Raw genomic sequence first — 12,087 nt, 5'->3', positions numbered from 1 at the left:
GGCGACAGCCACATCTGCATAAAAAAAATAAGCGCTGAAGGTCAGCAGCGTGAAGCAGTCAGTGTGAGCAGTACCCTTTTGAAATAATTACGTATTCACCTCATGGAGATTTGGAATGTTCAGGTTAAACCCCTTCGTCCGGGGCGGGCTCTGCGTGTCCGCTTTGTCACTGGCGCTGCCGGTTACCGCCGCCACTGAAGGCGAACAAATGGTCGTCACCGCTGCTGCAACTGAGCAGAGCGTCAAAGATGCCCCCGCCAGTATCAGCGTGATCACTCAGGAAGATCTGCAACGCAAGCCGGTGCAAAACCTGAAAGATATCCTCAAGGAAGTGCCGGGCGTACAGCTCACCAACGAAGGCGATAACCGCCAGGGCGTGAGTATTCGCGGCCTCGACAGCAGCTACACCCTGATTCTTATCGATGGCAAACGCGTGAATTCGCGCAATGCCGTTTTCCGTCATAACGACTTCGACCTGAACTGGATCCCGGCAGATTCCATCGAGCGTATCGAAGTGGTGCGCGGGCCGATGTCTTCGCTCTACGGTTCCGATGCATTGGGCGGCGTGGTAAACATCATCACCAAAAAGATTGGTCAGAAATGGACGGGCAGCATCACAGCTGATACCACCATCCAGGAAAACCGCGATCGCGGCGATACTTACAACGGCCAGTTCTTTACCAGCGGCCCATTGGTAGATGGCGTATTGGGGGTGAAAGCCTTTGGTAGCCTCTCCAAACGTGAGAAAGATAAACAGGAATCGTCCACCACCAGTGCGACCGGTGAAACGCCGCGTATCGAAGGCTTCACCAGCCGCGATGCCAACGTCGAATTTGCCTGGACACCTACGGATAATCAGGACATCACCGCTGGTTACGGTTTTGACCGTCAGGACAGAAATTCAGATTCGCTGGATAAGAACCGTCTTGAGCGTCAAAACTATTCCCTGAGCCATAACGGTCGTTGGGATGTCGGTAACAGCGAACTGAAGTTCTACGGTGAAAAAGTCGATAACAAGAATCCTGGCAATAGCAGCCCAATCACCTCCGAAAGCAAAACCGTTGACGGTAAATATGTGCTGCCGGTGGGGGCTATCAACCAGTTGATTACGTTCGGCGGCGAATGGCGACACGATAAACTGAAAGATCCGGTTAACCTGACCGGCGGTACCAGTAGCGAAACCTCCGCCAGCCAGTACGCGCTGTTTATTGAAGACGAATGGCGTATTTTTGAACCGCTGGCGCTGACCACCGGTATTCGTATGGACGATCACGAAACCTATGGCGACCACTGGAGCCCGCGTGCTTACCTCGTTTATAGCGCAACGGATACCGTCACGGTGAAAGGCGGCTGGGCGACGGCCTTTAAAGCCCCATCATTGCTGCAATTGAGCCCGGACTGGACGACCAACTCCTGCCGTGGTGGTTGTCGTATCGTCGGGAGCCCTGATCTGAAACCTGAAACCAGCGAAAGCTGGGAAATCGGCCTCTACTATCAGGGTGAAGAGGGCTGGCTGGAAGGGGTACAGGGTAGTGTGACCACCTTCCGCAACGATGTGGAAGATATGATCAACATCGCGCGTACTTCTGATGTCAGCGCGGCGCCAGGCTATTCCAACTTCGTTGGTTTTGATTCCAGCGGCAAGCCAATTTTCGCGTATTACAACGTGAACAAAGCACGAATTCAGGGTGTAGAAACCGAGCTGAAAGTGCCGTTTGGCGAACAATGGAAAGTGACGCTGAACTACACCTATAACGATGGTCGCGATCTCAGTAATGGCGGGAATAAACCGTTGCAGGAACTGCCGTTCCATACGGCTAACGGTCGCGTAGACTGGACGCCGGTACAGGACTGGTCGTTCTATCTGGCGGCGCGTTACAACGGAGAACAGCGTGCGGTGAGCGCAACCTCGAAAACTCCGGGCGGCTACACGACGTGGGACATGGGCGGCGCATGGCAGGCTACGCAAAACGTTAAGCTGCGTGCGGGTGTGCTGAACCTGGGGGATAAAGACCTGAGTCGTGATGACTACAGCTATAACGAAGATGGTCGTCGCTACTTTATGGCGGTGGATTACCGGTTCTGATGGTGCGATAGCGGTAATGTCGGATGCGGCTACGCCTTATCCGACCTACGCGTGATGTGTCTTCGGGAAATCCACTGACCGCACGCACTCGTAGGCCGGATAAGCGCTAGCGCATCCGGCAACCCACGCTTACTTCAACAAATACTGCGCATGGAAGCGCAGATGATCCTCAATAAACGATGCAATAAAGAAGTAGCTGTGATCGTAACCCGGCTGAATGCGCAGAGTGAGCGGCCAGTCTTTTTGCCGCGCTATTTCCGCGAACACTGCAGGCTGCAGTTGATCGGCCAGGAACTGGTCGTTGTCGCCCTGATCGATGAGCATCGGTGTGGCCGCGTCAGCCTGGCTGGCATGTAACAACGCACAACTGTCCCATTGCGACCAGGCCGATTGATCCTCGCCCAGATACGCTGTAAACGCTTTCTTTCCCCACGGCACATTGCCTGGGTTCACAATGGGCGCAAACGCTGATGCGCTGACATATTTACCCGGATTTTTCAGCGCCAGCAGTAGCGCGCCGTGCCCGCCCATTGAGTGTCCGCTGATAGCACAGCGATCGCTGACATTAAATTTATCCTGAATCAGTGCCGGCAGTTCATCGCGAACATAGTCATACATCCGGAAATGCGCAGCCCACGGCTGCTGCGTGGCATTCAGATAAAAACCCGCGCCCTGGCCCAGGTCATAGCCGTCATCATTGGCGACATCCGTTCCGCGCGGGCTGGTATCGGGCATCACCAGCACAATACCCAATTCAGAGGCAACGCGCTGCGCGTTGGCTTTAGTGGTGAAGTTCTCGTCTGTACAGGTCAACCCCGACAGCCAGTAAAGTACCGGCGGCGGCGTTGTCCCGTGCGTTGGCGGTAAAAAAATGCTGAACGTCATGACACAGTTCAGCGCAGTGGAGTCGTGCCGCCAGCGTTGTTGCCAGCCTTCAAAACAACGATGTTCTTCAAGCAATTCCATGCAAGGCTCCTTATATTCACAATCAGAAATACTGGGATCATCATACAGATAATTCATTGCCGTTGAGTAACTTTCACTTCCGCATTATCTTGATATGCCGCATCATACATATTACTTATTGTTAACAATTGGGGCGGTATGGCCTTACGAATCGCATTCAGCGGCTTTATAGTCTTAGTGGTTATCATGGGGATAGGGCGGTTTGCCTTTACGCCCCAGGTGCCATTAATGATTGCCGATAACCAGCTCACACTGACCAGTGTCGGGCTGGTGGCGGCGATGAACTATCTGGGCTATCTGATTGGTGCGTGGGATGCCATGTGCGCGCAGCGACACGTCGAGACGCGCCTGTATCTGGGCATTGCCGGGGCGGTGGTATTCACGTTGCTTTCCGCGTGGGCCGATAATGCCTGGCTGCACGGTGTGCTGCGCCTGATTCTGGGATGTATGAGCGGTTGGGCGCTTGTGCTAACCGCCGCCTGGACCAACGAACGTCTTGCGCAGTTGGGCCATGCCGGGCTGAGTGCTGCAGTCTTCGCCGGGCCGGGCGCGGGGATTGCCCTGAGCGGCCTGCTGGCGGTGTGGATCCATTCTCAGTCGCTTGCCGCGTCGCAGGGCTGGCTGCTTTACGGCCTGCTGGCGTTAGTACTGATTATCCTGGTCGCGCGCTGGTTGCCGCGGCCCGGCGCGCTGCATCCGTCGGGCATAAAGCCAGAGCCGCTGCATCTTACCGCCGACCTTAAACGTCTGGTCTGGAGCTACAGCCTGGCAGGATTCGGCTATATTTTGCCCGCGACCTTTCTCTCGCAAATGGCCGCGCAGCGCTTTCCCGGTAGCCTGTTTGCGCAGTTTGTCTGGCCGATATTTGGCCTCGCGTCGGTTATCGGTATCGCCCTGAGTATTGCGATGCGTCATGTGGGGCAGAGCCACCACCGGCTGGCGGTGGTCCTGTGGTTACAGGGTATTGGCGTGTTGTTTGCATGGCTGATACCTGGCTTACCGGGCCTGGCCATGGGCGCAGCGCTGGTGGGCGGCGGTTTCCTGTGCGCGGTGCAGCTTTCGCTGCTATACGGGCGGGAGCTGGCGCCGCGTCACGCCCGCTATATGGCCGGATTGCTGACTACCGGTTATGCAGTAGGTCAATTGGTTGGTCCAATGACCTCGGCGCTGTCGACCTGGCTTACGCATCGCCTGGACCCTGCGCTAGGGGGCGCGGCGCTGGCGCTGTTTATCGGCGGCATGCTGGTATGGCGACCGGAGCATGCAAGGCAGTAGCAATTGCAATAATTATCGTTACGAATACTGGATTATGTGCGCGGCCTCACGCACAATAAGTGCAAACTTTGCCCCATGAAGGGCGAAGCGCCCCACCTGCTGGAGAAAGAAAAGATGTCATCACTGAGTAAAGAAGCTGCACTGGTTCATGAAGCCCTCGTGGCCCGTGGACTGGAAACGCCGTTGCGCCCGCCGGTGCGCGAAATGGATAATGAAACCCGTAAGCGTCTGATTTCAGGGCATATGACCGAGATTATGCAGTTGCTGAATCTCGATTTGAGTGATGACAGTCTGATGGAAACCCCGCATCGCATTGCCAAAATGTATGTGGATGAGATTTTCTCTGGCCTCGATTACGCCAATTTCCCGAAAATCACCGTCATTGAAAACAAAATGAAAGTGGATGAGATGGTGACAGTGCGTGATATCACGCTGACCAGTACCTGTGAACACCACTTTGTGACCATCGATGGTAAAGCAACGGTGGCGTACATCCCGAAAGAGTCGGTGATTGGCTTGTCCAAAATCAACCGCATCGTGCAGTTCTTCGCTCAGCGCCCTCAGGTGCAGGAGCGCCTGACGCAGCAAATTCTTACTGCGCTGCAAACCCTGCTGGGGACCAACAACGTGGCGGTTTCCATTGATGCGGTGCATTATTGTGTGAAAGCGCGCGGTATACGCGATGCTACCAGCGCGACCACCACGACGTCGCTTGGCGGCCTGTTTAAATCCAGCCAGAATACCCGTCAGGAATTCTTGCGCGCCGTACGCCACCATAACTAAGCGGGGCAGGATACATGGAACGAAATGTCACCCTGGATTTCGTGCGGGGCGTGGCTATCCTCGGTATCCTGCTGCTGAATATTAACGGCTTTGGCTTGCCCAAAGCCGCCTATCTTAATCCCGCCTGGTATGGCGATATCACCTCAAGCGATGCCTGGACCTGGGCGGTGCTCGACCTCTTTGCGCAGGTCAAATTCCTCACGCTGTTTGCGCTGCTGTTTGGTGCCGGGTTGCAACTGCTTCTGCCCCGCGGTAAACGCTGGATCCAGTCGCGGTTAACGCTGCTCGCTTTACTCGGTTTTATTCACGGTTTGCTCCTTTGGGATGGCGATATTCTGCTGGCCTACGCGCTGGTTGGATTAATCAGCTGGCGTTTAATCCGTGAAGCGCGCGATGTGAAATCACTGTTTAAGACCGGGGCGATGCTGTACCTGGTGGGCGTCGGCCTGCTGGTGCTGCTGGGGCTGATTGCCGACTCGGGGCAGAGCCGATCCTGGGTGCCGGATGCTTCTACGCTGCTTTACGAACACTTCTGGAAGGTGAACGGCGGCAGGGAAGCCATTAGCAACCGTGTAGACATGTTGTCCGCGAATCTGCTGGCGCTTGGCGCACAGTATGGCTGGCAGCTGGCGGGGATGATGCTGATGGGCGCGGCGCTGATGCGTAGTGGCTGGTTGAAAGGGCAGTTTAGCCTGCGACATTACCGACGCACCGGTGCATCGCTGATTGCTATCGGCATGTTGATTAACCTGCCGGCGATTGTCGCGCAGTGGCAGCTGGGCTGGGATTATCGCTGGTGCGCTTTTCTGTTACAGGCACCACGCGAACTGAGCGCGCCGCTGCAAACGCTGGGCTATGCGGCGCTGGCGTGGGGCTACTGGCCGCAAATCTGTCACTCCAGGCTGGTCATCGCTATCGCCTGCGTCGGGCGGATGGCGCTGTCAAACTACATTCTGCAAACGCTTATCTGCACCACGCTGTTCTATCGGTTTGATCTGTTTATGAAATTTGACCGCCTGACGCTGCTGGCATTTGTCGTGCCGGTCTGGCTGGTCAATATCGTCTTCTCATTACTGTGGTTGCGTTATTTTCGTCAGGGGCCGCTCGAATGGCTGTGGCGACAGCTCACCGCACGCGCCTCCGGTATTTCCTTGCGTAAAACATTCAGATAACGATCTGGATCACAATCATTAACAAAACGGATGTAACCGTTTCCAGCCGTGTGACCTCCTTCACGTAGCGCCGGTGCATTCGTTGCCAGAATAGCGCTCTTCCCAGAAAGAGGGTTTGGCTATGAATGGCAGCAATGCACAGCAGGGCGGTGGCGATGATCACCATTCGTGATGTGGCGCGTCAGGCGGGCGTATCGGTGGCAACGGTTTCTCGCGTTCTGAATAACAGCGCGTTGGTCAGCCCGGAAACGCGCGAGACGGTAATGAAAGCGGTTGCGGCGCTGGGCTATCGGCCTAACGCCAATGCGCAGGCGCTGGCGACGCAGGTGAGCGATACCATCGGGGTGGTGGTAATGGACGTCTCCGATCCCTTTTTTGGCGCGCTGGTAAAAGCCGTCGATACCATTGCCCAGTTGCAGCAAAAATATGTCCTTATCGGTAACAGCTACCATGAAGCGGAAAAAGAGCGTAATGCTATTGAGGTATTGATCCGCCAGCGGTGCAGCGCGCTTATTGTGCACTCAAAAGCCCTTAGCGATCGCGAGCTGGGTGATTTTATGGATCACATTCCGGGAATGGTGCTGATTAACCGCATCGTGCCGGGATATGCGCATCGTTGCGTGGGATTGGACAACGTGAGTGGCGCGGTAATGGCAACGCGCACATTGTTGAATCACGGGCACCAGCGCATTGGTTATCTTGCCTCCAGCCATCAGATTGAAGATGAAGACCTGCGTCGTGAAGGCTGGCAACGCGCATTACGCGAGCAGGGCATCACGGCACCTGAAAGCTGGATAGGTACCGGGTCGCCGGATATGCAGGGTGGGGAAGCCGCAATGGTTGAACTGCTGGGGCGCAATCCGGGCCTGACGGCGGTGTTTTCCTATAACGATAATATGGCTGCTGGCGCACTCACTGCGCTAAAAGATAACGGCATTGCGGTGCCACAGCAGGTTTCAGTTATTGGGTTTGATGATATTCCGCTGGCGCGCTACACCGATCCGCAACTCACCACCATTCGCTACCCGATTGTTTCCATGGCAAAACTGGCGACTGAACTGGCTTTACTGGGCGCGGCAGGCAAGCTTGATGCGTCGGCAACGCATTGTTTTATGCCTACGCTGGTGCGACGTCATTCGGTTGCTCAGCGGCAATCTGTGCTGCCCGTCACTAACTGATTTCATCACTCGATGTAACCGTTTTCAATCTGTGAGTGATTTCACAGTATATTAACATTGTGCTGACTATGATGTCAGCGTTTGTAAAGGCCAAACGTTACGTCACGGTGATTAATCACTTTTTCTATAGCAGTAAAGCCGAAAGCAAGCAATAAAACGCACTATGGCGCGTTATCGACTACGGAAGAGTCATTTTACTTAAGAATAAATTTCGTCGTGCAGTAACGTTTATTTAACACTGACCGTCGACTTTTCCCATACGAACTACCCTGCATAATAAAACCGGAGATACCATGAATAAGAAGGTGTTAACCCTGTCTGCTGTGATGGCAAGCATGTTATTCGGTGCCGCGGCGCACGCTGCTGATACCCGCATTGGTGTGACGATTTATAAGTATGACGATAACTTTATGTCCGTGGTCCGCAAAGCTATCGAGAAAGACGCCAAAGCAGCGCCGGATGTGCAACTGCTGATGAACGACTCTCAGAACGACCAGTCCAAACAGAACGATCAGATTGACGTGCTGCTGGCGAAGGGCGTTAAAGCACTGGCGATCAACCTGGTTGACCCGGCAGCGGCAGGCACCGTGATTGAGAAAGCACGCGGCCAGAATGTGCCTATTGTTTTCTTCAACAAAGAACCTTCCCGTAAGGCGCTGGACAGCTACGACAAAGCGTTTTACGTCGGGACCGACTCCAAAGAGTCCGGCATTATTCAGGGCGATCTGATCGCCAAGCACTGGGCGGCTAACCCGAACTGGGATCTGAACAAAGATGGTCAGGTACAGTTTGTACTGCTGAAAGGCGAGCCGGGGCACCCGGATGCAGAAGCACGTACCACCTACGTTATCAAAGAGCTGAATGAGAAGGGGCTGAAAACTCAGCAATTGCAGTTAGATACCGCCATGTGGGATACCGCACAGGCTAAAGATAAAATGGACGCCTGGCTCTCTGGCCCGAACGCCAACAAAATCGAAGTGGTTATCGCCAACAACGATGCGATGGCAATGGGTGCGGTTGAAGCACTGAAAGCGCACAACAAGAGCAGCATTCCGGTATTCGGCGTCGATGCATTGCCAGAAGCGCTGGCGCTGGTTAAATCCGGCGCAATGGCCGGTACGGTTCTGAACGATGCGAATAACCAGGCGAAAGCCACTTTCGATCTGGCAAAAAACCTGGCCGATGGTAAAGCCGCGGCGGAAGGCACGAACTGGAAAATCGAAAATAAAGTGGTTCGCGTGCCGTATGTTGGCGTAGATAAAGAAAATCTCAGCGAATTTACCAACAAGTAATTTTATTATCTTTGGGCGCACGTGAGTGCGCCCTTTATTACCGATAAAGACCATGGCTATTTCGCGTAAATAGCCATTAAAAACCAGCAGCCAGGTAAAACTATGGTCAGCGATAATAGAGAGTCGTCGGGCGAATTCTTGTTGGAAATGAGTCATATCAACAAGTCGTTTCCAGGCGTTAAAGCACTCGATAATGTCAATTTAAAGGTCCGCCCGCATTCTATCCATGCGCTTATGGGGGAAAACGGCGCCGGTAAATCGACGTTATTAAAATGCCTGTTTGGGATCTATCAAAAAGATTCCGGTAGCATTATTTTTCAGGGCCAGGAGATTGATTTCCATTCGGCGAAAGAAGCGCTGGAAAATGGTATATCAATGGTTCACCAGGAATTGAACCTGGTGCTGCAACGCTCCGTGATGGACAACATGTGGCTGGGTCGTTATCCGGCAAAAGGCGTGTTTGTCGATCAGGAAAAAATGTACCGCGATACCAAAGCGATTTTTGATGAACTGGATATCGATATTGACCCGCGCGCGCGTGTCGGCACGTTGTCCGTTTCACAAATGCAGATGATTGAAATCGCTAAAGCGTTTTCCTATAACGCCAAAATCGTCATCATGGATGAGCCGACTTCGTCTCTGACCGAGAAAGAAGTTAATCACCTGTTTACGATCATTCGCAAGCTGAAAGATCGTGGCTGCGGCATTGTCTATATCTCTCACAAAATGGAAGAGATCTTTCAGCTGTGTGATGAAATTACCGTTTTGCGCGATGGCCAGTGGATCGCCACCCAGCCGCTGGAAGGGCTGGATATGGACAAAATCATCGCCATGATGGTGGGCCGCTCATTGAATCAGCGCTTCCCGGATCGTTCCAATACGCCGGGTGAGGTTATCCTGGACGTGCAGAACCTGACCTCGTTGCGTCAGCCGTCGATTCGTGATGTATCTTTCCAACTGCGTAAAGGTGAAATTCTGGGTATCGCCGGGCTGGTGGGGGCAAAACGTACCGACATCGTTGAAACGCTGTTTGGTGTGCGCGAAAAATCGTCCGGTACCATCACGCTGCATGGCAAAAAAATTAATAACCACAACGCCAATGAAGCCATCAATAACGGCTTTGCGTTGGTGACCGAAGAGCGTCGCTCAACCGGTATTTATGCTTATCTGGATATCGGCTTTAACTCGCTGATCTCCAATATCAAAAATTATAAAAACAAAGTCGGGCTTCTCGATAATTCCCGCATGAAGAGCGATACCCAATGGGTTATTGATTCCATGCGCGTGAAAACGCCGGGGCATCATACACAAATTGGCTCTCTCTCCGGCGGTAACCAGCAAAAGGTGATCATTGGCCGTTGGCTGTTAACGCAGCCTGAGATTTTAATGCTTGATGAACCGACCCGCGGAATTGACGTCGGCGCGAAATTTGAAATTTATCAGCTGATTGCTGAGCTGGCGAAGAAAGATAAAGGGATCATTATTATTTCATCCGAAATGCCGGAACTGCTGGGTATTACCGATCGTATTCTGGTAATGAGCAACGGTCTGGTTGCCGGAATTGTTGAAACAAAAACAACAACGCAAAACGAAATTCTCCGTCTTGCGTCATTGCACCTTTAAGATCAGGGGCTCGACATGAGTGCGTTAAATAAAAAAAGCTTTCTCACTTATCTGAAAGAGGGCGGTATTTACGTCGTTCTTTTGGTTCTGCTGGCGATTATTATTTTCCAGGACCCCACCTTCTTAAGTCTGCTGAACTTAAGTAATATTCTGACTCAGTCCTCGGTGCGTATTATCATCGCGCTTGGCGTGGCGGGGTTGATTGTCACTCAGGGGACTGACCTGTCCGCTGGTCGCCAGGTGGGGCTGGCGGCGGTGATTGCCGCGACGTTGCTGCAATCCGTCGAAAACGCCAACAAGGTCTTCCCGGAAATGGCGACCATGCCAATTGCGCTGGTTATCCTGATTGTTTGTGCGATTGGCGCGATTATTGGTCTGATCAACGGCATTATCATTGCTTATCTGAACGTGACGCCGTTTATTACCACCCTTGGCACCATGATTATTGTGTACGGGATTAACTCACTGTATTACGACTTTGTGGGAGCGTCGCCGATTTCTGGCTTTGATAGCGGCTTCTCTACCTTTGCGCAGGGCTTTATTGCGCTTGGCAGTTTCCGCCTGTCGTATATCACCTTCTACGCGTTGATTGCCGTGGCGTTTGTCTGGGTGCTGTGGAACAAAACCCGCTTCGGGAAGAACATTTTCGCAATCGGCGGCAACCCTGAAGCCGCTAAAGTTTCCGGCGTAAACGTGGCGGTAAACCTGCTGGTGATTTATGCGCTGTCAGGTGTGTTCTATGCTTTTGGCGGCCTGCTGGAAGCGGGGCGTATCGGGTCGGCAACCAACAACCTTGGCTTTATGTATGAGCTGGATGCCATTGCAGCCTGCGTGGTGGGTGGCGTTTCCTTCAGCGGCGGCGTGGGTACCGTGCTTGGCGTGGTGACCGGTGTGATTATCTTTACGGTTATTAACTACGGCCTGACCTATATCGGCGTTAACCCGTACTGGCAGTACATTATTAAAGGGGCAATTATCATCTTCGCCGTGGCGCTGGATTCACTGAAATACGCGCGTAAGAAATGATTCGGGTTTCATATTGCTGACAAAGCGCGCATTGTCATTGCCGGATGCGGCGAAAACGCCTTATCCGGCCTACAAAATCCCGCAAATTCAGAAGATTGCAGAAGTCCTGTAGGCCTGATAAGCGTAGCGCATCAGGCAATGTTGCAGTTGTCATCAGCCGCAAGGCCGGTGCAAAAACATGTCGGGCTTTTTTTATGACTTTTTCGGCTGGGGCCAACGTTCGGCGAGTAATAAACCGCTATTTTTCATCGCGTAACCAAATAGCAGCCCCACTAAAAGTGACGGGGATACCGCCTGCCAGTCTCCCTGACCGGCAAAGGTAGAACATGCGCCAATAAACGTGCCTGGAACAAAAGAGAGCCACTGGCTTTTTGCCTGAATACACATCACGAAAGCCACGACACCTGTAAGTAAATACCCCAGCATGGCCCACTCAGGGGATAGCTGACTGCCGTAGATAATCACTTCTGCCCAAAACACACCACTCATTACAGTACACAGAGATATTCCCAGACCTTTCACTCCACCCTGCGGGCAGGCGAAATAGGCAGTACAACCCAGAAACCCTGCCCAACTGAGCAGGCTCCATGTCACGGCGACCCAGCCCCAAATTCCCGACAAAATACCGGTAGTGAGGGCAATAGCGACAAGTGTACTCATGGTTAATCCCGGCCTGCATGAACAGG

The 12,087-nt window shown here is 53.2% G+C and carries 10 protein-coding genes; 8 read left to right on the top strand and 2 right to left on the bottom strand.

The features are described 5' to 3' along the window. The first annotated feature begins 115 nt into the window (after window positions 1-115). Window positions 116-2,086: a catecholate siderophore receptor CirA gene (gene cirA, locus F0Q32_RS06740; RefSeq protein WP_149462476.1), complete on the top strand. Its 1,971-nt coding sequence runs from the start codon at window positions 116-118 to the stop codon at window positions 2,084-2,086. 129 nt (window positions 2,087-2,215) lie between these two features. Here the strand turns inward: cirA and fghA are convergent, their stop codons facing one another. After that, window positions 2,216-3,052: an S-formylglutathione hydrolase gene (gene fghA / locus F0Q32_RS06735; RefSeq protein WP_149462475.1), complete on the bottom strand. Its 837-nt coding sequence runs from the start codon at window positions 3,050-3,052 to the stop codon at window positions 2,216-2,218. A gap of 138 nt (window positions 3,053-3,190) precedes the next feature. On the opposite strand from fghA, the gene F0Q32_RS06730 reads away from it, so the two are divergent. The 7 genes from F0Q32_RS06730 (at window position 3,191) to mglC (ending at window position 11,401) form a co-directional block, all read left to right on the top strand. After that, window positions 3,191-4,327 (top strand): YbfB/YjiJ family MFS transporter, encoded by a 1,137-nt coding sequence (locus F0Q32_RS06730; RefSeq protein ID WP_149462474.1) that lies wholly within the window; start codon window positions 3,191-3,193, stop codon window positions 4,325-4,327. A 114-nt stretch (window positions 4,328-4,441) separates the two neighbouring features. Continuing rightward, window positions 4,442-5,110, top strand: a complete 669-nt coding sequence (folE, locus tag F0Q32_RS06725; protein ID WP_041686408.1) for a GTP cyclohydrolase I FolE — start codon at window positions 4,442-4,444, stop codon at window positions 5,108-5,110. Window positions 5,111-5,124: 14 nt separating this feature from the next. Next, complete coding sequence (gene yeiB / locus F0Q32_RS06720) at window positions 5,125-6,282, top strand: DUF418 domain-containing protein YeiB (protein WP_149462473.1); 1,158 nt, start codon at window positions 5,125-5,127, stop codon at window positions 6,280-6,282. 155 nt (window positions 6,283-6,437) lie between these two features. Next, window positions 6,438-7,460: an HTH-type transcriptional regulator GalS gene (galS, locus tag F0Q32_RS06715; RefSeq protein ID WP_149462502.1), complete on the top strand. Its 1,023-nt coding sequence runs from the start codon at window positions 6,438-6,440 to the stop codon at window positions 7,458-7,460. A gap of 293 nt (window positions 7,461-7,753) precedes the next feature. After that, entirely contained in the window at window positions 7,754-8,752 is a 999-nt protein-coding gene (gene mglB, locus F0Q32_RS06710; RefSeq protein ID WP_149462472.1) for a galactose/glucose ABC transporter substrate-binding protein MglB, read from the top strand. A gap of 102 nt (window positions 8,753-8,854) precedes the next feature. Further along, window positions 8,855-10,375: a galactose/methyl galactoside ABC transporter ATP-binding protein MglA gene (mglA, locus tag F0Q32_RS06705; protein WP_149462471.1), complete on the top strand. Its 1,521-nt coding sequence runs from the start codon at window positions 8,855-8,857 to the stop codon at window positions 10,373-10,375. Window positions 10,376-10,390: 15 nt separating this feature from the next. Beyond that, window positions 10,391-11,401, top strand: coding sequence for a galactose/methyl galactoside ABC transporter permease MglC (gene mglC / locus F0Q32_RS06700; RefSeq protein WP_149462470.1), 1,011 nt, complete (start codon window positions 10,391-10,393; stop codon window positions 11,399-11,401). A 192-nt stretch (window positions 11,402-11,593) separates the two neighbouring features. Here the strand turns inward: mglC and F0Q32_RS06695 are convergent, their stop codons facing one another. Further along, window positions 11,594-12,061 carry a DUF1097 domain-containing protein gene (locus F0Q32_RS06695; protein ID WP_149462469.1) on the bottom strand — a complete coding sequence of 156 codons (468 nt, stop codon included), beginning with the start codon at window positions 12,059-12,061 and terminating at the stop codon, window positions 11,594-11,596. Between the last annotated feature and the right edge of the window lie 26 nt (window positions 12,062-12,087).

This window comes from Pseudocitrobacter sp. 73, from assembly GCF_008369545.1.
Classification (GTDB): Bacteria; Pseudomonadota; Gammaproteobacteria; order Enterobacterales; family Enterobacteriaceae; genus Pseudocitrobacter; species Pseudocitrobacter vendiensis.
The sequence above is the reverse complement of the archived record's forward strand: the minus strand, read 5'-3'. Positions and strand labels throughout refer to the sequence as shown.

Bases quoted from the DNA above. Each gene is read 5' to 3' on its own strand.
- cirA (WP_149462476.1), top strand. From the start codon at position 116: ATGTTCAGGTTAAACCCCTTCGTCCGGGGCGGGCTCTGCGTGTCCGCT.
- fghA (WP_149462475.1), bottom strand. From the start codon at position 3,052: ATGGAATTGCTTGAAGAACATCGTTGTTTTGAAGGCTGGCAACAACGC.
- F0Q32_RS06730 (WP_149462474.1), top strand. From the start codon at position 3,191: ATGGCCTTACGAATCGCATTCAGCGGCTTTATAGTCTTAGTGGTTATC.
- folE (WP_041686408.1), top strand. From the start codon at position 4,442: ATGTCATCACTGAGTAAAGAAGCTGCACTGGTTCATGAAGCCCTCGTG.
- yeiB (WP_149462473.1), top strand. From the start codon at position 5,125: ATGGAACGAAATGTCACCCTGGATTTCGTGCGGGGCGTGGCTATCCTC.
- galS (WP_149462502.1), top strand. From the start codon at position 6,438: ATGATCACCATTCGTGATGTGGCGCGTCAGGCGGGCGTATCGGTGGCA.
- mglB (WP_149462472.1), top strand. From the start codon at position 7,754: ATGAATAAGAAGGTGTTAACCCTGTCTGCTGTGATGGCAAGCATGTTA.
- mglA (WP_149462471.1), top strand. From the start codon at position 8,855: ATGGTCAGCGATAATAGAGAGTCGTCGGGCGAATTCTTGTTGGAAATG.
- mglC (WP_149462470.1), top strand. From the start codon at position 10,391: ATGAGTGCGTTAAATAAAAAAAGCTTTCTCACTTATCTGAAAGAGGGC.
- F0Q32_RS06695 (WP_149462469.1), bottom strand. From the start codon at position 12,061: ATGAGTACACTTGTCGCTATTGCCCTCACTACCGGTATTTTGTCGGGA.